19 protein-coding genes are annotated in these 20,150 nt (G+C 72.3%); 8 read left to right on the top strand and 11 right to left on the bottom strand.

What is annotated here, in order from left to right; translation table 11 throughout:
* Window positions 1-101: 101 nt before the first annotated feature.
* On the bottom strand, window positions 102-2,393 hold the full coding sequence (locus ACWD6P_RS08800) for a heavy metal translocating P-type ATPase (RefSeq protein ID WP_451443324.1): 2,292 nt from the start codon (window positions 2,391-2,393) through the stop codon (window positions 102-104).
* A 102-nt stretch (window positions 2,394-2,495) separates the two neighbouring features.
* On the bottom strand, window positions 2,496-3,521 hold the full coding sequence (locus tag ACWD6P_RS08795) for a helix-turn-helix transcriptional regulator (protein WP_451443323.1): 1,026 nt from the start codon (window positions 3,519-3,521) through the stop codon (window positions 2,496-2,498).
* Between the two features lie 93 nt (window positions 3,522-3,614).
* Here ACWD6P_RS08795 and ACWD6P_RS08790 point away from each other — a divergent pair, with 93 nt between their 5' ends.
* Window positions 3,615-5,129 (top strand): MFS transporter, encoded by a 1,515-nt coding sequence (locus ACWD6P_RS08790; protein ID WP_451443322.1) that lies wholly within the window; start codon window positions 3,615-3,617, stop codon window positions 5,127-5,129.
* Window positions 5,130-5,271: 142 nt separating this feature from the next.
* A complete protein-coding gene (locus tag ACWD6P_RS08785) occupies window positions 5,272-6,357 on the top strand; it encodes a magnesium and cobalt transport protein CorA (RefSeq protein ID WP_451443350.1) in 1,086 nt (361 codons plus the stop codon).
* Between the two features lie 32 nt (window positions 6,358-6,389).
* On the opposite strand, the gene ACWD6P_RS08780 is transcribed toward ACWD6P_RS08785, so the two are convergent.
* Together ACWD6P_RS08780 and ACWD6P_RS08775 are read right to left on the bottom strand one after the other, a co-directional pair.
* Window positions 6,390-7,643 carry a CynX/NimT family MFS transporter gene (locus ACWD6P_RS08780; protein WP_451443321.1) on the bottom strand — a complete coding sequence of 418 codons (1,254 nt, stop codon included), beginning with the start codon at window positions 7,641-7,643 and terminating at the stop codon, window positions 6,390-6,392.
* Window positions 7,640-8,377: a FadR/GntR family transcriptional regulator gene (locus ACWD6P_RS08775; RefSeq protein ID WP_451443320.1), complete on the bottom strand. Its 738-nt coding sequence runs from the start codon at window positions 8,375-8,377 to the stop codon at window positions 7,640-7,642. The genes ACWD6P_RS08780 and ACWD6P_RS08775 overlap by 4 nt, the downstream gene beginning before the upstream one ends.
* A 105-nt stretch (window positions 8,378-8,482) precedes the next feature.
* On the opposite strand from ACWD6P_RS08775, the gene ACWD6P_RS08770 reads away from it, so the two are divergent.
* Genes ACWD6P_RS08770 through crcB form a run of 3 tightly spaced genes read left to right on the top strand, consistent with a single transcriptional unit; the run spans window position 8,483 to window position 9,680 of the window.
* Window positions 8,483-8,920, top strand: a complete 438-nt coding sequence (locus ACWD6P_RS08770; protein ID WP_451443319.1) for a fluoride efflux transporter FluC — start codon at window positions 8,483-8,485, stop codon at window positions 8,918-8,920.
* Window positions 8,917-9,309, top strand: a complete 393-nt coding sequence (locus ACWD6P_RS08765) for a DUF190 domain-containing protein (RefSeq protein WP_451443318.1) — start codon at window positions 8,917-8,919, stop codon at window positions 9,307-9,309. The genes ACWD6P_RS08770 and ACWD6P_RS08765 overlap by 4 nt, the downstream gene beginning before the upstream one ends.
* Window positions 9,306-9,680, top strand: a complete 375-nt coding sequence (gene crcB / locus ACWD6P_RS08760) for a fluoride efflux transporter CrcB (RefSeq protein ID WP_451443317.1) — start codon at window positions 9,306-9,308, stop codon at window positions 9,678-9,680. Before ACWD6P_RS08765 ends, crcB begins: the two co-directional genes overlap by 4 nt.
* 271 nt (window positions 9,681-9,951) lie before the next feature.
* On the opposite strand, the gene snpA is transcribed toward crcB, so the two are convergent.
* Window positions 9,952-10,617, bottom strand: a complete 666-nt coding sequence (gene snpA, locus ACWD6P_RS08755) for a snapalysin (RefSeq protein WP_451443316.1) — start codon at window positions 10,615-10,617, stop codon at window positions 9,952-9,954.
* A 231-nt stretch (window positions 10,618-10,848) separates the two neighbouring features.
* On the opposite strand from snpA, the gene ACWD6P_RS08750 reads away from it, so the two are divergent.
* The gene (locus ACWD6P_RS08750; RefSeq protein WP_451443315.1) at window positions 10,849-11,808 is read left to right on the top strand and encodes a LysR family transcriptional regulator; all 960 of its coding nucleotides are present in this window, start codon (window positions 10,849-10,851) and stop codon (window positions 11,806-11,808) included.
* 89 nt (window positions 11,809-11,897) lie between these two features.
* Here the strand turns inward: ACWD6P_RS08750 and ACWD6P_RS08745 are convergent, their stop codons facing one another.
* Window positions 11,898-12,818, bottom strand: a complete 921-nt coding sequence (locus tag ACWD6P_RS08745) for a LysR family transcriptional regulator (protein ID WP_451443314.1) — start codon at window positions 12,816-12,818, stop codon at window positions 11,898-11,900.
* A 164-nt stretch (window positions 12,819-12,982) separates the two neighbouring features.
* Window positions 12,983-13,162, bottom strand: coding sequence for a hypothetical protein (locus tag ACWD6P_RS08740; RefSeq protein ID WP_451443313.1), 180 nt, complete (start codon window positions 13,160-13,162; stop codon window positions 12,983-12,985).
* A 125-nt stretch (window positions 13,163-13,287) separates the two neighbouring features.
* Between ACWD6P_RS08740 and ACWD6P_RS08735 the strand changes: the two genes are divergently transcribed.
* Window positions 13,288-14,775 (top strand): hypothetical protein, encoded by a 1,488-nt coding sequence (locus ACWD6P_RS08735; RefSeq protein WP_451443312.1) that lies wholly within the window; start codon window positions 13,288-13,290, stop codon window positions 14,773-14,775.
* Window positions 14,776-14,873: 98 nt separating this feature from the next.
* Here the strand turns inward: ACWD6P_RS08735 and ACWD6P_RS08730 are convergent, their stop codons facing one another.
* Window positions 14,874-15,335 carry a carboxymuconolactone decarboxylase family protein gene (locus ACWD6P_RS08730; protein ID WP_451443311.1) on the bottom strand — a complete coding sequence of 154 codons (462 nt, stop codon included), beginning with the start codon at window positions 15,333-15,335 and terminating at the stop codon, window positions 14,874-14,876.
* 100 nt (window positions 15,336-15,435) lie between these two features.
* Between ACWD6P_RS08730 and sigJ the strand changes: the two genes are divergently transcribed.
* Window positions 15,436-16,314 (top strand): RNA polymerase sigma factor SigJ, encoded by an 879-nt coding sequence (gene sigJ, locus ACWD6P_RS08725; RefSeq protein WP_451443310.1) that lies wholly within the window; start codon window positions 15,436-15,438, stop codon window positions 16,312-16,314.
* Between the two features lie 149 nt (window positions 16,315-16,463).
* Here the strand turns inward: sigJ and ACWD6P_RS08720 are convergent, their stop codons facing one another.
* From ACWD6P_RS08720 to sodN, 3 genes are all read right to left on the bottom strand, one after another.
* Window positions 16,464-18,587, bottom strand: a complete 2,124-nt coding sequence (locus tag ACWD6P_RS08720) for an FtsX-like permease family protein (RefSeq protein WP_451443309.1) — start codon at window positions 18,585-18,587, stop codon at window positions 16,464-16,466.
* A gap of 41 nt (window positions 18,588-18,628) precedes the next feature.
* Complete coding sequence (locus ACWD6P_RS08715) at window positions 18,629-19,324, bottom strand: ABC transporter ATP-binding protein (protein WP_451443308.1); 696 nt, start codon at window positions 19,322-19,324, stop codon at window positions 18,629-18,631.
* 330 nt (window positions 19,325-19,654) lie between these two features.
* Window positions 19,655-20,050, bottom strand: a complete 396-nt coding sequence (gene sodN / locus ACWD6P_RS08710) for a superoxide dismutase, Ni (RefSeq protein ID WP_030085982.1) — start codon at window positions 20,048-20,050, stop codon at window positions 19,655-19,657.
* Window positions 20,051-20,150 lie beyond the last annotated feature (100 nt).

Here is a 20,150-nt window from a genome sequence, read left to right as displayed (position 1 = left end):
GCGGGTGAGCGATCGGCCAACGTTCGGGCTCCAGAACTGGAGACTGGTGCCAGAACCGGGCGGGCCGCGGCGTGGTCCGGCCGCGGCCCGCCCGGCCCGGGTCAGCCGCGGGCGTCCGCGTGGGCCGGCGCCTTGAAGCGGCGCAGCCGCAGGCTGTTGCCGACGACGAAGACCGAGGAGAAGGCCATCGCAGCACCGGCGATCATCGGGTTGAGCAGCCCGGCCGCGGCCAGCGGCAGCGCCGCGACGTTGTAGCCGAACGCCCAGAACAGGTTCGTCCGGATCGTGCCGAGGGTGGCACGGGCCAGCCGGATGGCGTCCGCCGCCACCCGCAGATCGCCCCGGACGAGGGTCAGGTCGCCGGCCTCGATGGCGGCGTCGGTGCCGGTGCCCATCGCCAGCCCCAGGTCGGCGCGGGCCAGTGCGGCCGCGTCGTTGACGCCGTCGCCGACCATGGCGACCGAGCGGCCCTCGGACTGCAGCCGCGCCACGACCGCCACCTTGTCCTCGGGGAGCACCTCGGCGATCACCTCGTCGATGCCGACCTCGTCCGCCACGGCCCGCGCCACGGCCTCGTTGTCACCGGTCAGCAGCACCGGTGTCAGCCCCAGACCGCGCAGCAGGCGCACCGCCTCGGCGCTGGTGGGCTTGACCGCGTCGGAGACGACGAGCACCGCACGGGCCGCGCCGTCCCAGCCGACGCTGACCGCGGTACGGCCCTCGGCCTCGGCCGCGGCCTTGGCGGCGGCCAGTGCGGGCGGCAGGGCCTGGCTCCAGTCCTTCAGCAGCCGCTCGCGGCCCACCAGCACCGCATGCCCCTCGACGACTCCCTGGACGCCCAGGCCCGGGACGTTCGCGAAGTCCTCGGGGGCGGGCAGGGCCCCGACGCGGGACTCGGCGCCGGCGGCGACGGCGCGGGCCACGGGGTGCTCGGAGGCGTGCTCCAGCGCACCGGCCAGCCGCAGCACCTCCGCCTCGTCGGCGCCCTCGGCGAGGTGGACCCCGGTCAGCGTCATCACGCCGGTGGTGACCGTGCCGGTCTTGTCCAGGACGATGGTGTCGACCTTGCGGGTGGACTCCAGTACCTCGGGCCCCTTGAGCAGGATGCCGAGCTGGGCGCCGCGCCCCGTGCCGACCATCAGCGCGGTCGGCGTGGCCAGCCCCAGGGCGCACGGGCAGGCGATGATCAGGACGGCGACGGCCGCGGTGAAGGCGGCCACCGCGCCCGCGCCGGTGGCGAGCCAGTAGCCGAGGGTGCCGAGGGCGAGCACGATCACCACCGGGACGAACACCGCGGAGATCCGGTCGGCCAGCCGCTGCGCCGCGGCCTTCCCGTTCTGGGCGTCCTCCACCAGCCGCGCCATCCGGGAGAGCTGGGTGTCCGCGCCGACCCGGGTGGCCTCCACGACCAGCCGGCCGCCCGCGTTGACGGTGGCGCCGGTGACGGTGTCCCCCGGGGAGACCTCGACCGGGACGGACTCACCGGTGAGCATCGAGGCGTCCACGGCGGAGGAGCCCTCCAGCACCTTCCCGTCGGTGGCGATCTTCTCCCCGGGCCGTACGACGAAGCGGTCGCCGACGCTCAGCTGGTCCGTGGGGATGCGGACCTCCCTCCCGGCACGCAGGACGGCGACGTCCTTGGCGCCGAGCTCCATCAGCGCCCGCAGCGCCGCGCCCGCCTTCCGCTTGGAGCGCGCCTCGAAGTAGCGGCCGGCCAGGATGAAGGTGGTGACGCCGGCCGCCGCCTCCAGGTAGATGGCGCTGCTGCCGTCGGCACGGGAGAGGGTCAGCTCGAAGGGGTGGGTCATCCCGGGCATGCCCGCATGGCCGAGGAACAGCGCCCACAGCGACCAGCCCAGCGCCGCGAGGGTGCCCATCGAGATGAGGGTGTCCATCGTGGCGGCGCCGTGCCGCAGGTTCGTCCAGGCGGCCTTGTGGAACGGCCAGGCGCCGTACGCCACCACCGGGGCGGCCAGCGTCAGCGACAGCCACTGCCAGTACGTGAACTGCAGCGGCGGCACCATCGCCATCAGGACCACCGGCACGGTCAGGACGAGGGAGATCAGCAGGCGCTGCCGGAGCGGGGCGAGGGCGTCGGCGGCCCGGTCGTCCGCTGCGCCGTCGCCGCCGGGCCCGGCGGGGGCCGGTGCGGCGGCCGGCGGTTCGGGCACGGCCGCGGTGTAGCCGGTCCGCTCCACGGTGGCGATCAGGTCCGCGGTGCCGACGTCGCTGCCCTCCGCGACCGTCACCTGCGCCTTCTCCGTGGCGTAGTTGACGGTGGCGGTGACGCCCGCCATCCGGTTGAGCTTCTTCTCGATGCGGGCGGCGCAGGAGGCGCAGGTCATCCCGCCGATCTCCAACTCGACGCCGTGCTCTCCGATCGCGGTGGTCATGGCGGCTCCCTGATGTGCTGCGCCGGCCGGCGGCGGCCGGGCAGGCTCCGAGTGTCTGTCTCTCAGGAGAACCATATACCCCCCAGGGGTATTCCGTCATCGTCACTCGGTCGTTCCGTCGCTGACTTCCCCTGCCGCTTCCGCTTCCGCTGCCGTTTCCTCTGCCGTCGCGCCCGCCGCCCGGCGCACCCGTCCGGCCATCGCCCGCAGATACGCCGCCAGCTCCGGCGGGCCGTGCACCGTGAACTCGGACCCCAGCATGGCCAGCCGCATCGCCAGCCACTCCAGGGAGTCCGGGGTGCTGTGCCAGCGGCAGGACGTCTCGTCGAGCGGGGTGACCTCGCCCGCTGCCGGTCCGCCCAGCCGGGCGGCGACCTCGTCGGCCGGCGCGTACACCGTCGCCACCGCCCGGAGGGTCGAGGTCATCCCCTGCATCCGCGCGCGGACGTAGGCGCCCGCGTCGGCGGCGGGCAGCTCGCGCGGCGGGGTCCGCACCCCGGTGGGGAACGGCTCGCTCAGCCGGTCCACCCGGAAGATCCGCCAGTCCTCGCGGTCGTTGTCGTACGCGACCAGGTACCAGCGCCGCCCCGACGCGACCAGCCGGTGCGGCTCCACCAGGCGCTTGCTGCGGGCTCCGGCGCCCGCCTGATAGGCGAAGCGCAGCCGCTCGTGGTTGGTGATGGCCGCGGCGAGCACCGTCAGATGCTCCGGGTCGACGGTCGGCCCGTCGCCGGCGGGCATCGGGACGGTGGCCGTGCCGAGCGTGCCCACCCGCCGCCGCAGCCGGGCCGGCAGCACCTGTTCGAGCTTGGCCAGCGCCCGTACGGACGCCTCCTCGATGCCCTCGATGGTGTGGCCGGCCGCCGAGCGCAGCCCGACCGCGATCGCCACCGCCTCCTCGTCGTCCAGCAGCAGCGGCGGCATCGCGGTGCCCGCGGCCAGCCGGTAGCCGCCCTCCGCGCCCATCGTGGCGTGCACGGGGTAGCCCAGCTCGCGCAGCCGCTCGATGTCGCGGCGGATCGTCCGGGTGGTGACCCCCAGCCGCCCGGCCAGCTCGCTGCCGGGCCATTCGCGCGGGGTCTGGAGCAGGGACAGCAGATTCAGCAGTCGCGCCGATGTCTCACTCATGGATCGATGATGCCCGTCCCAGTAGGACGAGAGCTGTCCTATATCGCACCTAGTGTCGAAGGCGTCGAACGAGCCGAACCCTGGAGAACCCCCATGACCACGACCGTCCACCCGACGGCCGACCGCAGACGCTGGACGGCGCTCGCCGTCGTCCTCACGGCCAGCTTCATGGACCTGGTCGACGCGACCATCGTCAACATCGCCATCCCCAGCATCCAGCGGGACACCGGCGCCACCTTCAGCGCCCTGCAGTGGGTCACCGCCGGCTACGCCCTCGCCTTCGCCCTGGGGCTGATCACCGGCGGCCGGCTCGGCGACATCTACGGCCGCAAGAGGCTCTTCCTGCTCGGCATCGGCGGCTTCACCCTCGCCTCCGCGCTGTGCGGCCTCGCCGCGACCCCGGGGATGCTGGTCGGTGCGCGGGTGCTGCAGGGCGCGATGGCCGCGCTGATGGTGCCGCAGGTACTGGCGATCATCCATGTCACCTTCCCCGCGCACGAGCGCGGCCGGGTCTTCGGCATGTTCGGCGCGGTGATCGGCCTCGGCGCGGTCTGCGGCCCGCTGATCGGTGCGCTGCTCACCGAGGGCAACCTCTTCGGCCTGGAGTGGCGCCCGATCTTCCTGATCAACCTGCCGGTCGGGATCGCCGGCATCCTGCTCGGCCGCCGCTTCATCACCGAGTCCAGGTCCCCCGACGCGCTGCGCCTCGACCTCGTCGGCACCGCGCTGGCCACCCTCGGCCTGCTGATGCTGCTCTATCCGCTCACCCAGGGCCGTGAGGACGGCTGGCCGCTGTGGGGCTTCGTCTCGATGGCCGCGAGCCCGCTCGTGCTGGCGTTCTTCGTCCGCTACGAGCGCGCCAAGGCCCGCAAGGACGGCTCGCCGCTGGTCGAACTCTCCCTCTTCAAGGTCACGACCTTCGCGGCGGGCGCCGGCGTCCAGCTGACGTTCGGCGTGGTCACCGGCCTCTTCTTCCTGGTCTGGACGCTCCATATGCAGCTGGGGCTGGGCTGGAGCGCGCTGCACGCCGGACTGACCGGGGTGCCGTTCTCGCTCGCCTGCTCGGTCGCGGCCGGGATGTCCGTACAGAAGCTGGTGCCGCGCTTCGGGCGCGGGGTCCTGCAGGCCGGCGCGCTGATCATGCTGGCGGGCGCGCTGCTCTACATATGGCAGGCCGGGCACTACGGCGCCGCCCTCACGTCCTGGCAGATGGTGCCGGCGATGCTGCTGATGGGCGCCGGGATGGGCCTGATCGTCGCCCCGATCACCGATGCGGCGATCTCCGAGGTGCCGCCCGAGCACTCCGGCTCGGCCTCCGGCATCTTCAACACCACCGGCCAGCTGGGCATGGCGCTCGGTCTGGGCCTGTCGTCGGTGGCCTTCTTCCAGGTCGCCGGCGGCGGTGCGGGGGAGACGGGCGCGGCCGCTCCGGGCGCTGGGTTCGTCGACGCCACCACCCATGCCCTGTGGTGGGTCTGCGGCGGCCTGGTCCTCGTCTTCGGCCTGCTCTTCCTGCTCCCGCGGCGGGTGCGTACGCAGCACGCGGCGGCGCCGGGGACGGCGGCTAAGGAGGACGCGGCCGAGCGGGAGCCGGCGCTGGCCGGCTGACCCGTCCGGGCGGATCGGGGCCGGGCCCGGCCGCGCGGCGGCGGCCGGCGTCCCCCTGGCCCGGGGCGTCTGCCGCCGCGTAAAAACAGCCGCTTCGCCGTACCGCTCGCACCGCCCCGCGGGCCATACTGGCCGGGTGTCGATGATCAGCAACCTCCGCAAGGCCGTCCGGCTGCCGCAGCCGCGAACCCGGGGTGTCGACCTCAGTCACCCGGCGCGCTCGCCGCTCGGCACCGCCGTGGTGAACTGCGCGGTGTACGTGGACGGCGTGCGGCAGGACGGCGACCACCCGGCCGACGTGGCGATACGGCGGGTCCGCAAGTCCGGCAGGGGATTTGTCTGGATCGGCCTGCATGAGCCGTCCGAGAAGGAATTCGCCGGAATCGTCGAGCTGTTCGGGCTGCATCCGCTCGCCGTCGAGGACGCGGTCCTCGCCCACCAGCGGCCCAAACTGGAGCACTACGACGACTCGCTGTTCACCGTCTTCAAGACGGTCCGCTATGTCGAGCACGAACAGCTCACCGACACCAGCGAAGTGGTGGAGACCGGCGAGATCATGGTCTTCACCGGCACCGACTTCGTGATCACGGTACGGCACGGCGGGCACGGCTCGCTGGGTCCGCTGCGCGAGCATCTGGAGTGTGTGCCCGACCAGTTGGCGCTCGGGCCGTCCGCCGTGCTGCACGCCATCGCCGACCTCGTCGTCGACGACTATCTGGACGTCACGGCCGCCGTCCAGGACGACATAGACGACGTCGAGAGCGAGGTCTTCTCCGTACGCGGTGGCGGCGGGGCGGGCCGGATCTACCAGCTCAAGCGCGAACTGCTGGAACTCAAGCGCGCGGTGGCCCCCCTGGACCGGCCCATGCAGGAGCTGGCCACCCGGCCGATGCGGCAGCTCGACCCGCGGATCAAGACGTACTTCCGGGACGTCGCCGACCATCTCGACCGGGTCACCGAGCAGATCACCGCCTTCGACGAACTGCTCAACTCCATACTCCAGGCCCATCTCGCCCAGGTCACCGTCGCCCAGAACGAGGACATGCGCAAGATCAGCGCCTGGGTCGCGATCCTGGCCGTACCGACCATGGTCTGCGGTGTGTACGGCATGAACTTCGACTACCTGCCGCCCAAGCACTGGGAGTACGGCTATCCGGTGATCATGGGGCTGACCGTGCTCATCTGCTGGGGGATCCACCGCGGCTTCAAGCGGAACGGCTGGCTCTAGGGTCTGTCCGATACACCCAGCGCCCGCGCCCGCTACCGCCCCGCGACGTGCCGGGGCCGGGCCGCGCCGCAGCCCGCCGCGATCTGCGGGACCAGCAGCGCCAGCAGGACCGCCAGCGGCACCGTCCAGCTGCCGGAGGCGTCGTGTACGGCGCCCAGCACGGCCGGGCCGGCGGCGGCCAGGACATAGCCGAAGCACTGGGCCATGCTGGAGAGCTGGGCGGTGTGCCGGGCGTCCGGCGCGCGCTGGACGATGAACAGCAGCGCCAGGCTGATCGCCGCGCCCTGGCCCAGGCCCAGCAGCACCATCCAGAGGTAGGCGCCGCCGGCCGGCGCGATCAGCACGCCGGTGAAGGCGGCCGCGCACAGCAGCGCACCGACGACGGCCAGCACCCCGGCCCGCACCCGGCGGCCGACGACCACCGGGGCGAGGAACGAGCCCGCGATGCCCAGCAGCGAGGAGAAGGAGAGCATCCAGCCCGCGTCGCCCGCGCTCATCCCGGCGTCCGTGAGCATCGTCGGCAGCCAGGCCGCGGCCGCGTAGTAACTCAGCGACTGCAGGCCCATGTAGCCGGTGACCTGCCAGGCCAGGGGGTCGCGCCACAGACCGCGGACGGGGTGCGCCGCCGCACGGGCCGCGGCCGCCGGAATCCGCGTACGGCCGCGGACCTGCGGCAGCCAGAAGAGCATCGCCAGCACCGCCAGGGCGCCCCAGCAGGCCAGCGTCGCCTGCCAGCCGAGCCCGGCGGCCTGCTGCACGGGGACCGTGACGCCGGCCGCGAGTGCGGCGCCGCCGAAGAGCGACATGGAGTACAGGCCGGTCATCAGGCCCGCCCTGGCCGGGAAGTCGCGCTTGATCAGGCCGGGCAGCAGGACGTTGGCGACGGCTATCCCGGCGCCGATCACCACCGTCCCGGCGAACAGCGCCACGACCGAGTCCAGCAGCCGCAGCGCGGTACCCAGGCCGATCAGCGCCATCGTGCCGAGCAGCGACCGCTCCGTGCCCAGCCGCCGCCCCAGCCGCGGCGCGAGCGGCGCCAGCAGGCCGAAGCAGAGCAGCGGCAGCGCGGTGAGCAGACTCGTCGCGGCGGCCGACATCCCGCTGTCGTCGCGGATGGTGCCGGCCAGCGGGGAGACGGCGACCAGCGCGGGGCGCAGATTCAGGGCCAGCAGGACGACGCCGACGCCGAGGTACAGGGCGCGGCGGCCGGTGACGCCGGGCGGGGGCGCCGGCGCGGCGGCCGGTGCCGGGGCGCCGGTGGGCGCGGTGGTCCGGTGCGCGGTCACTCCCGGGCTCCCTTCGGGCCGGCCGTGTGGTCGTCGTCGCCGGCGGCGCCGTCGCGCAGGGCGGCCATGCCCTCGGCGAGGTGCGCCAGCGCGGCACGCTCGGCGGCCTCGGCGTCCCGCGCTTCGATGGCGTCGACGATGGCCGCGTGCTCGTCGTACTGGTTGCGTACGGAATCGGGGACGGGCGCGCCGATCACCGACTGGAGCGTCGAGCGCAGCGCGTCGCTGAGGTGCTCGTACAGCTCGGCGAGGACGCTGTTGTGGGCCGCCGCGGCGATGGTGCGGTGGAAGTCCATGTCCGCGTCGACGAAGGCGGTCAGATCGCCGCTCCGCCAGGCGCGGTCGCGCTCGGCGAGGGTGGCGCGCAGCGCGGCGAGGTCCTCGTCGGTGCGGCGCTCGGCGGCATGGCGCGCGGCGTCGCGCTCCAGACAGGCGCGCACCTCGAACGTCTCCAGGTCGCCGGCCCGCCGCAGCCTGCGCTGTACGGCGGCGCCGAAGCCGCTGCTGGCGCGGACGTAGGTGCCGTCGCCCTGGCGCGGCTCCAGCAGCCCGGTGTGCACCAGGGCGCGGACCGCCTCACGGACGGTGTTACGGCCCACGTCGAGCTGCTCGACCAGCGCCGGCTCGGCGGGGATCTTCGTCCCGACCGGCCACTCGCCGTCCGCGATCAGGCTCTCCATCTGCTCGATGACCAGGTCCACGAGGCTGGTGCGGGTGGTGCTGCGCAGCGGCATGGGCCCTCCCTCCGTCTTGATTCCACCGGTGATGGGAACATCCCATGTTTGGCGGTGTCAAACGGCCGGGGATAGCCTGAGGTCGCCGATGATCTCGGGAGACCTATGGACGAGCGAGCCCGCCGGGCGGCGCCCTGGCAGGGTCAGTGGCCGGTGATCGGCGTGGTGGCGGCGGGCGGCGCGATCGGCGCCGCGGCCCGTTACGGCGCCGCGCTGCTGTGGCCCACCGGCGCCGGCGCCTTCCCCTGGACGACCCTGACCGTCAACGCCGTCGGCTGTGCGCTGATGGGCGTCCTGATGGTGCTGATCACCGAGGCCGGACCGGCCCACCGGCTGCTGCGCCCCTTCCTCGGCACCGGCGTCCTCGGCGGCTTCACCACCTTCTCCACGTACGCGGTCGACATCCAGCACCTGACCGCCGCCCGGCAGCCGCTGCTCGCGCTGGCCTGCCTCGCGGGCACCCTGCTCGCCGCGCTCGCCGCCGTATGGGGCGCGGCGGCCGGCACCCGCGCACTGCTCGGACGAAGGCGGCGGACGGTATGACGCACGGTGCGGCACACCCCGGTGGCACCCCGGCGCTGCGGCTCACGGTCCTGGTCGGCGAACAGGAGCTGTGGCACCACAGGCCCCTCTACGCCGAGATCGTGCACCGCGCCCACGCGGCCGGACTGGCCGGTGCCAGCGTCTTCCGCGGGATCGAGGGCTTCGGCGCCACCTCGGTCGTCCACACCCAGCGGCTGCTGTCGCTGAGCGAGGAGCTGCCGGTCGCGGTGGTCGTCGTCGACGCGGAGGAGCGGGTACGGGCCTTCCTGCCGCAGCTCGGCGAACTCCTCGCCGGCGGCGGCCTGGTGACGCTGGACCCCTGCGAGATGATCGCCTACCCGGCCGCGGACACGGACGGCGCGCGCCCGGGGGAGGGCGGCGGAGGGTGAACTGGCTGCTGGTGGTGGCCGGGGCGATGGTCGGGGCGCCGCTGCGCTTCCTCACCGACCGCTATGTCCAGTCCCGGCACGACACGGTCTTCCCGTGGGGGACCTTCACCGTCAACGCCGCGGGCTCGCTGATCCTCGGCCTGCTGACCGGCGCGGTCGCCGCCGGCGCGGCCTCCTCGCAGGTCCAGCTGCTGGTGGGAACCGGCCTGTGCGGGGCCCTGACCACGTACTCGACCTTCTCCTACGAGACGCTCCGGCTGGCGGCGGACGGGGCGCGGGGCTACGCCGCGGTCAATGCCGCGGCGAGCGTACTGGCCGCGCTGGCGGCCGCGTTCGCCGGTGCGGCCGCCGCCCGGGCGCTGTGGGGCTGACCCGGTGGGCGCCCGCGCCGGCCCGGCAGCGGGCACACGAAAGCGGTGGGGCTCGCGAGGAGCCCCACCGCTCTGGGCGGCGCAGGAGTTGCGAGGGCTGGTGGGGGTACGAGAACCGGCCGCCAGGTTCCGGATCTCGTCAGCCCCAGGCCGTTCGCGGACCGGTCGCTGTCAGGCCGATCCGGGCCGCGGGCCACCGCCGTACTCGTGACGCGACCGCTGCTTCAGCGCGCAGCGGGCGCAGTGTGCCGCAGAACGCCTGACGGCTGCGTCACGAAGCCTTGCCGAAGTGGACGCCCGACAGGCCGTTGGCCCACAGCTGCTCCACCTGGGCGCGCTCGTTCTCGTCCGGCTGGCTGTTCTGGCAGGACGGGCCGGGGCCGCCACCGGACATCAGCTCGCTGCACGGGCCCTCGTAGTGGTCCGGCAGGCCCAGCACATGGCCGGTCTCGTGCGCGGTCACACGGGTGGAGTTGTACTCCTGGTTCTGCTGGTAGTCCAGGAAGACAAAGCCCTTGCCGTGGCCGTCGGTGCTGGCGTAGGAGCCGCGCGGGTCGTTGCCCTCGCGGTACTCGAAGTCGCCGCCGCTGCCCTCCTGCAGCTGCACGTTCTTGACCGCGCCGTTCCAGATCGACGCGCTCTCGGCTATCTGGCCCTTGAACGTCGGCGCCGCGCTGGCGTCGTAGGTCACGGTGACCGAGGCCGCGTGCGGGTTGGCCTTCATCTTGGCCCTGGCCGCCTTCATGACGGCCTCGAAGAACGCCTTGGTGTCGGCCTTCTCGGCCGCCGACCCGTTGTACGCCGCGATCGAGGCGGCGGTGCTGCGGGCGGACTTGGCGGGGGAGGAGGAGGCTGCCGACACCGGCGCCGCGACCGCGAGCGTGGCAGCAAGACCCAGACCGAGCGCCGCCGACAGCGCCGTCTTAGGAGATCTCATGTGGGGGGCTCCTTAATTTCCGAGGGCCGTACGGTCGCCGTGTGGGGCGGCGACCGGGGCCCTGCGGATTTCTTGGTGCCGTTGAGTCTGGACGGAGTTCACCCGCAGGGCGGAGATGCCAGGTGGCGATAGCGCCGTTCAATACCCCTGCCAATGACCCCGGGAAAAAGGCCAGTTCCGGCAGGTTTGAGAGTCTGGTGTGACGGATGCCGCGGTCGTTATGCTCCCGACGTGGAGCTCGAGGTAAGGCATCTTCGCGCACTGTGCGCCATCGCAGACTCCGGCAGCGTACGCAAGGCGGCACGGCAGCTGGGGATGACCCAGCCTTCCCTGACGACCCAGCTCCACCGCATCGAGAAGGCCCTGGGCGGCCAGCTCTTCTTCCGCGAGCCGACCGGCAGCCGGCCGACCCCGCTGGGACATTCGGTGCTCTGCCGGGCGAGGCCGATAGTGGCCGAAATGCGGGCGCTTGTCGATGAGGTCGCCTCGGCCTCGCACCGCGAACAGGGCACCCGGCTGAACATCGGCAGCACCAACAGCCCGGCGGTCGCCGGCTGGCTGCGCCGGCTGCGGGTGCGGCTCCCGGAGACGGACACGACGATACGGACCGATGTGTCCGCCAATGCCCTGCTGCACATGGTCGCCATGGGCCAGCTGGACGCCGCCTTCGTGCACGAGGTCGAGGGCGCTCCGCTGCGTGTCCCCGACGGTCTGGTCGAGTACGAACTCATCGCCAGGGAACCGCAGTTCATCGCGCTGGCCGACACCCACCCGGCCGCCGCGAAGGAGATCGTCCGGGTCGCGGACCTCGCCGACGACCAGTGGATGGTGGACCCGACGGTGGACGGCGAATGGGCGGGCCTGCGCCGCATCTGGGCCGCCGCCGGCGTCAACCCCAAGGTCACGCACGGCGACTACCTCACCACCGTGGACCTCGTCACGGCCGGCGAGGTGGTCACCCCCTGCCAGCCGACCGCCCGCTCCCGGCCCGGCATGGCCATCCGCCCGCTGTACGGCGACCCGCTGGCCGTCCGCCTGTTCATGGCCTGCCGCCAGGACGGCACCCCCGCCGCCTCCCCGGACGACCTCTTCGCCGATCTGACCGCCTCGTACATGGAGATCGCCTGGGCGAGCGAGGCGTACCGGGCCTGGCTCGTCCGCCACGACGGTCCGCTGCCGGTGTCGACGTAGCCGGGCGCCGCCGCACCCGCCCGCGTCCGGCGCCGGACGGGCAGAGCGCCCCGTACGCCCGCCGGACGGGCACAGCGCCCCGTACGCCCTCAGAGCTCGTTCCACCTCGTGGTGACGGTGCGGGCGTACTCGCGCAGCAGGCGCTGCAGTGATCCGAGGGCGGGGGAGACGGGACGGCCGGCCGGCCAGGCGAGCACCGCGGTGCAGCGGGCGAGGTCGGTGACGGGGAGGTACCGGATGCCGGGCCGGGGCATCAGCTCCGGGCAGCTTTCGGGGACGAAGCGGATGCCGTGCCCCAGGCTGGCGGCGGAGACACACGCTTCCAGGGTGGTGGCCGTGTGGCGGGTGTAGCGCACGGGAGTGCCGCAGGGGCGCGGGTCGGCCGCCCAGAACGCGCGCCACTGCGGGTGCACATGGGGCGAGAAGCCGATGACCGGCAGATCGGCCAGCTCCGCGAGGGTCACCGTGTCGCGGTCCGCCAGCGGGTGGGTGTCGGGCAGGCAGACGAACCGTGACTCGGTCCCCAGCGGGAGCGTGCGGATGTCCGCGGGCAGGGGCCCGTAGCACACGACCGCCTCGACCTGCCCTGCCCGCAGGGCGTTCACCTGATCGACGTTGTCCACGTCGCGCCACTCGATCTCCGGGCCCGGACGGGGGCCGCGCAGCCGGTCGAAGAGGATCCGCAGGGCGGGCAGGGCGGAGAGGTACGAACCCACCACCACCCGTCCCGCGTGCGCGTGCGCCGCGGCATCGGCGGCCTCGCGCAGCTCCTCCAGGGCGTCGACCGCGGCACGCACCCGCGGCAGCAACGCCTCCCCGGCCGGGGTGAGGGCGACCCGGCGCGTGGACCGCTCGACGAGGGCCACGCCCAGATGCTCCTCCAGCATGCGGATCTGACGGCTGAACGCGGGCTGGCTGATGAACAGGCGCTCGGCCGCACGGCCGAAGTGCAACTCCTCCGCCAGCACGAGCAGCAGACGCAGCTGATGCGTACTCGGATCGTTCGGCATTCTTCCCCCACCGGGGGCGGCGGCCGCCCCTCTGATGCACGCGAGGGTATCAATCTCCGGTCTCTGCGCATCAATGAGGACTTCCGGATGACTTACCGCCCCGTCAGGATGAAAGACGCCGGGCGCCGTCCCCGGCAGCATCTTTCTCACATTCACGGGGGTCATCAATGGCAAAGGAGCGGTACCGGGTCGACCTCGATGCGCTGGATCAGGTCGTACGGGAACTCAATGAGGTCATCCGGGACATGGGCGGCCCGAACGGAAAGGCCGACAACAACACGTACCTGCCGCCGGGGGCCTTGGGCTGGAATTTCTTCGAGGCGGACGAACTCTATGCGGCTCACAACGAGATGAAGTCCTACATCTCGAACGACATTCTCTCCCTGATCACGGAACTCATCGATGATTTCGGCCGGCGGTCCCGGCGGGTCAAGGAAGCCTATGAAGAGGGGCCTCGGAGCTCCGGGAGATGGTGGAGACGGCCAAGCCCGAGCTGGTCAGGGACGTCGCCGGGCACTGGCAGGACATCCACGACGACCTGGTGGGCAGGGACGGAACGTCCGGAATCAAGAAGCGTTTCGACGACGCCGTCGCCAAGGTGCTGGAGAACTGGCACGGCGAATCCGCGGACAGGTTCTGGGAACAGGCGCAGAAGATCAGCCTCAACTTCAAGAAAGGCGCGCCCTACGCACAGGAAGTGGCAAAAGCCATGGGGGAGGCCGCGGACTCCCTGCGCGACGCCAAGGATGCTATGCGCATGATCGACTGGGCGGAGCCGGAAGAGCCCTACCTCAGTTTCGAGCGGGCGATTCAGTACGGCACCGAAGTCGCACCGTTCTTCCTCATGTTCGACGGCCACCATTACCTGCAACGGCTCTCCGACGCCCATCAGATGGTGCAGAACGACCTCGACAGCGGAATGCGCACCGAGCACGTCCTCGCGAAGTGGACCGTGGACTCCGAGGGCGACCTGGTGAACGGGGACCTGTGGATGCCGAAATTCAAGCGCCAGGAACTCGAGTCCGCGATAGCCATGGAGAAACTGGGGACTTCGCACAAGCAGAGCACGGCCCGGCTGCAGAAGCCCGAGCCGGCGAAGGACGGCGACATTCCCGAAAGGCCGCCGTACGAGCCGCCGGGCGGCGTACCGGTCATTCCGGCCCCCATGCCCGCCGGTCTCTCCCGGCGGCCCGCGGGCGGGGCCGCCGCCATGCCCTCCGGCGCACACGGTCCGGGCCACTCCTCCCCGCGCATGCCCGCCCCGCCCCACGCCTCCGGCCGTCCGGGCGGAACCGCCGCGGCCACGCCGGCACCCGAGATCGGGACCGGCCTCGACGGCTACACCGGCCCAGCGGGCGGCGCGGGCGGCGCGGGCGGCGGCGGAACCGGCGACGGCGGCACCGGCGTGGCCCGCCTGCCTTCCCGTACGGGCGGCTCGCACGGCACCGCCGCCGGACCGCCGACACTCCCTGCAATCCCGGCCGCAGTGCCGGGCGCAATACCGGGCGGTCCGCCGTCCGGCGGCGTCAAGGCCAGTGGCGCCGCGGGCAGTGGCGCCGCGGGCAGTGGCTCCGCGGGCAGTGGCGGCGCGGGGGCACCGGCCGGTCGCGCCGGAACGGGTGCCGCTCGTACCGGAACGGGTGCCGCTCGTACGGGAACGGGCACCGGCCCGGCCCGTCAGCGCGGCGGCACGGCAGGCGCTCCCGGCGACACGGGCGTCGGCGGCGTGGCCCAGGGGGGCTCCGGGCTGCACCGCAGCCGCGGCGGCACACAGGCCGCCGCGTCGGGCAAGGACCGCGGCACCCGGGGGCCGGGCCTTGTGGGCACGCCCGGCGGACGCGGTGCGACGCGGAACGAGGGGCAGCGCCGCGGCGGCCCGCGCCGCCCCGACTATCTGCTGGAGGACGAGGAGACATGGACGCCGCGGCGCAGGGTGGCCCCCCGCGTCATCGAGTAGGCCCCCCGCGCCCCGCGCTCCGTGCCCCGCGGCCCGCGTCCGCCGGCACGGCCACCCACGCTGGTGGCCGCGCTGGTGGCCGCGCCGGCGCATGTCCCTCAGGCCGCCCAGCTGGGGTTGCCGGCCTCTTCCTTGACGGTGACATTGATGCGGTTGAAGAGGTTGAGCGTGCCGATCATGAGGACGATCGCGGCGAGCTGCCGCTCGTCGTAGTGCCTGGCGGCCTCGTCCCAGACCTCGTCCGGTACGCCGTCCCCCGTACGGTCGGCGAGCCGGGTGACGGTCTCGGTCAGGGCCAGCGCGGCACGCTCGGCGTCGGTGAAGAACGGCGTCTCCCGCCAGGCCGCCACCACCGCGAGCCGCTCATCGGTCTCGCCGGCCTTCTTGGCCTCCTCGTAGTGGCCGAGGACGCACGGGCCGCAGCCGTTGATCTGGCTGGCGCGGACGCCGATCAGCTCCAGCGTCAGCTGCGGCACCCCGCCCTGCTGCGTGGCCTTGAGCAGGTGCCCGATGCCCTTCATGGCGTCCGGAAGGACCATCGCCGGGTTCTTGATACGCATGACCGCGTTCCTCCATATGTCGTCAGGTGCCGCTGCGCGTCACATCGGCACGGTTTCGCGAGTCATTGCTCTGACACGAGGTGACGGAGGAATGTGACCGATGGACGAACACGATTTCCTGGCGGCGCAGTTCGAGCAGCACCGCAGCCGGCTGCGCGCGGTGGCCTACCGGATGCTGGGCTCGCTGAGCGACGCGGACGACGCGGTGCAGGAGGCCTGGCTGCGCGTCAGCCGTGCCGGCACCGGCGGCGTGGAGAACCTGGGCGGATGGCTGACGACCGTCGTCGGCCGGGTCAGCCTGAACATGCTGCGCTCGCGCACCCAGCGGCGCGAGGAGCCACTGGGCGTCCATGTGCCCGACCCGGTCGTCAGCAGCGCGGAGCGCGTCGACCCCGAGCACGAGGTGCTGCTCGCGGACTCCGTCGGCCTGGCACTGCTCGTGGTCCTGGAGACCCTGACCCCGGCCGAGCGCCTCGCCTTCGTCCTGCACGACCTGTTCTCGGTGCCCTTCGACGAGATCGCCCCCGTCGTCGGCCGCACCCCGGCCGCCGCCCGGCAGCTCGCCAGCCGCGCCCGCCGCCGGGTGCGGGGCGCCGCCCCGGCCCCCGACGCCGACCTGACCGCCCAGCACGAGGTCGTCGCCGCCTTCCTCACCGCCGCGCGCGGCGGGGACCTGGAGGCGCTCGTCGCGGTCCTCGACCCGGACGTCGTGGTGCGCTCGGACGGCGGCTCGCTGCGCCCGAGCAGCGTGGTGCACGGCGCCCGGGCCGTGGCCGAGGGCGCGATGACCTTCGCCCGGCTCGCCGAGTTCACCCGGCCCGCACTCGTCAACGGAGCCGCCGGCGCCGTCGCGATGTCCCAGGGCCGCCCGATGTCGGTCGCCGCCTTCACCGTCGCAGGCGGCAAGGTCGTCGCCCTCGACATCCTCACCGACCCCGAACGCCTCGCCCGGCTCGACCTGACGTTCCTCGACGACTGACGGCCCGCCACGGACCACCCCGGCCCGCGGACGGGCACCACAACACAGAGCAGGCCGCCGAAGCCCGGCGGCCTGCTCTGTAGCGGCTGCGCACGGGCCGACGGGGGCCAAGTCGACCCCTCGCCTCGGTGAGGTACGCCCGTGTGCAGTCAATCGCCGTTGGGGCGCCAGCGGCTGGCGAGGCGGGCGGCGCTGATACCACCGCATCCCCACAGCAACAGCCCCAGAACGCAGCTCACTCCGAGGCCGGCGAGCATCAGGGTCGACGAGGTACTCGCGTATCCGTCAGCGACCAGGGGCCCGGCGAGCCAGGAGTAGACGAAGACTCCGATGGCTCCGGAGACGAGGAGGGGAGCAAACAGACTCCACCCGCTGAGCCCGAAGAAGATCGTGCGACGGCCGCAGAGCACCGCCACGGGCGCAGCGGCACGCCCTTGGCGCAAGAACTCGGCCTGGGTGTTGAGCGCGAACCCTACGGCGAGGATGGACGTGCCGAGCAGGCCGAAGAGGAGCAACCAGCCCGCCTGGTCGCTGAGGACCTTCCCTCCGCTGATCCAGTCGGTGCCCAGTGCACTGACGCTGGTTCCAGGTGCGAGCGTGCGGTGTGCTGTGCGCTTGATCTCGGAGATGTCGAGCGCGCTCGCATGACGGGAGAGCAGCAGTGCTCGCTCGCTCGTGGGGGCGGGCGCATGCGGTGTGACGGCAGTGGTGATTGCGGTGCCGTCGCCAAGGGCGTAGCGCAGGCGTGCGTCGGCCTGTCTCACGGGAGTGACCGCGCCGGAGTGGCAGGGAAGACGCAGAAGGGTGAGGTCACGGCATGTAGCAGTGAGACGCGCGGTGCTCTTGTTCATGTCCAGCGAGACAAGGACGGCTTCTTCGGGCAGCGACACGGCGAACTGCGGGGTGAGGCGCTGGGGGCTGGCCACCGTCAGCACGCTGTTCCCCACCATCTGGTGTACGGCTGTTGCCTGCCGGACCGGCTCGGCCATGCGAGACATCCACAGTTGCGCCTCGCCGGTAAGCCCGATGGCGATCACCACCGAGCACACCAGGCGTGCCGTGGTGGCGGCAGAAGCCGACATCCACCGCCCCGAGATCAGGGCAGCAGGCCCGGCCCAGCGGCGGGAGAATCCCGCCAGAGCAGACCCGGCCGCGGTGCAGGCTGCTGCAATGAGCGAAGGCAGGGTGGCAAATCCGCCGAGCGTGCCCACTGCCTGAAACAGCACGCGCGACGCGGGCGACGGGGCGAGTCCCGGGCCGTACGAGGCGGCCAGCAGAAACAACGGACAAGCCCAGCAGGCGATCCTGGACAGGGTTGCGCGGGAGGCGCGAGGCCGTGTGGCTGCTGCCGACCGCCGGTGGCGGTGCAAAGCGGTGACCGCGGCGAGTGTCACGACCAGTGACAGCAATGCCGCGCCGACAAGCCAGGGAGCGTAAGCCCGCAGGTCCGGCGCGTAGAGGGTGAAGTACGCAAGGGAAACGGGCACGTCGATCAGGCAGCCGACGGCAGCCGGCACCGATCCGACCACCGCTCCCAGAATCACGGGGGCGGCCGCTTCCCCGATGACGATGAGTCGGCGGTGAGCCGGCAGTGCGCCCAGGGCGGTGACGAGGGCGGTGCGGCGGTCCCGCTCGTCAGCGCCCATCCGGGCGGCCAGCACCACACAGGCGGCTGCGGGGAGCAGCAGAAAGCCGCAGACGGTCAGCAGGAATTCCCAGATGGGCCGCTGGTGGGTGAAGTCTCCATTGCCCCACTCCGCCGCGGCACCGAATCCATGAATGGGGCGCGCCTCCACCATTCCCCGCATGCTGTGCACGGGCCGGACATAGGCGAAGCGTTCACTGGGAGACGCCAGCCCTTCTGGCCCTATCGTTCCTGCCAGTCTGCCGTAGCGATCGGCGATGTGCTCGTGAGCTCCCGCCCGGAGCAAGGCGGGCGAGAGCACCGCTTCGCCGGGGGAAGGCCACGAGGCCAAACCAGGCGGTGGGGCGACGGCGGAGCTCACCGGTTCCACAAACACGACGGTGTAGGCGCGCGCATCATCCAACGTGTCCTGCTTGAGCAAGTAGCGGGCCAGCGCCGCGCCGTGGCCGCCTGCCACGCGCTGCGGACTGCGGGCCGCGGTGCGCTCCTCCGTTCCCGCGTAGCCGGCGTACACCGCAACCAAGGACGTGAAAGCCAGGCACAGTGCTGCGGTGGCGAACAACAGCGCCACGAAGCGTGTGGCGCTCGCTGCCCGGCCCCGCCGGGCGGCCTGGCCGATCCGCAGCATCTGCCACGGGGTCCCGAGACCGCCGCCGCGCCGCGCCCTCGTCATGCCGACACCTGCTCAGCGTGCAGGAGACCCTCGCGCAGGCTGAAGTGCCGGTCGGCGCGAGCAGCCACACTCGGATCGTGGGTGACCACAAGCAGCCCGCAACCCCAGCGCTGCGGCAGCGAGAACAGCAGATCGGCCACCGTGCCGCGCGCGGCGGTGTCCAGCGAGCCGGTCGGCTCATCGGCAAGGATCAACGATGGCTTGTTCATCAAGGCACGTGCCACCGCGGTCCGCTGACGCTCACCGCCCGACAGCTCGCCCGTGGTGGCAGTGGTGCCGGTAACGCCCACCTCGTCGAGCAGACCGGTCGCCCGCTCGTAAGCAGCCTGCCGAGGCTCCCCGGCCAGCAGCGCTGCCAGCGCCACGTTCTCCACGGGAGTCAGTTCCGGAAGCAGCTCCCCGAACTGGAAAATCATGCTGAGGTGCTGTGCGCGATGCCGGGCCAGGCGCTTGCCGCGAAGCGCGGACATGTCGCGGCCGACTACCGACACTTGCCCCCTGCCTGGGGTGATGAGGCCCAGAATCAACGACAGCAAGGTGCTCTTTCCGCTGCCGCTCGGGCCGGTCACCGCGACGGACTCCCCGGAGGCCAGCTCCAAGGAGACGCCCTGGAGCAGCTGACGCTCGCGGATGCTGTATCTCAGTCCTGTGAGACTCAGAATCGGGTGAGTGGCGACGTTCGGATGAACCATGCTGATCTGCCTCGCTGGATGCTGCAGCGCGTAAACTGGCCGGTACGCGAGGGCCGCAAGCCCGTCGAGCCGCCGTACACGGTGCCCCGCGCCCTCCGGCACCCCTTCGCCTCCGCCCTCATCGTCGGCGGAGCGAGCGTCAAGCAGGTCCGGCTCGTTCTTGGCGCGCGACCGCGGTCATCGGCCTGCGGGCCTGCGCGCGCCTCTGGCCGGGAGAAGAAGACCGCACCCGCTCCGTCATGGACGCCGTTCTCGGCGGCCTGCGGACCGGGTGCGGACAGGTAGGCGATATGACCAGCGAAACCGCAGGTCAGATGGCCTGGCCAAAGATCAGGCCTTCTTGGTCTCCCAGAAGATCTTGTCGATCTGGGCGATGTAGTCCAGGGCCTTCTGGCCGGTGGCCGGGTCGTTGGAACCCTTGGCGGCGCTGAGGGCCTTGAGGGTGTCGTTGACCAGCTGGTGCAGCTCCGGGTACTTCTCGAAGTGCGGGGGCTTGAAGTAGTCGCTCCACAGCACCGAGACGTGGTGCTTGGCCAGCTCGGCGCGCTGCTCCTTGATCAGGACCGCGCGGGTGCGGAAGTCCGCGTCCTCGTTGGCCTGGTACTTCTCCTGGACGGCCTTGACCGACTCGGCCTCGATACGGGCCTGGGCCGGGTCGTACACGCCGCAGGGCAGGTCGCAGTGGGCGCTGACCTTGACCTTGGGGGCGAACAGGCGGGAAAGCATGTGCAGTCCTTCCTCGTGATCGTCTTCTCACGTGCGAGATTACTCGGTGCAGGAAGGCTTTTCTCGGGTGGCCCGGGGGTCTTAGGGCAAAAGTCCAGTG

The organism is Streptomyces sp. NPDC002446 (assembly GCF_053595675.1).
The sequence above is the reverse complement of the archived record's forward strand: the minus strand, read 5'-3'. Positions and strand labels throughout refer to the sequence as shown.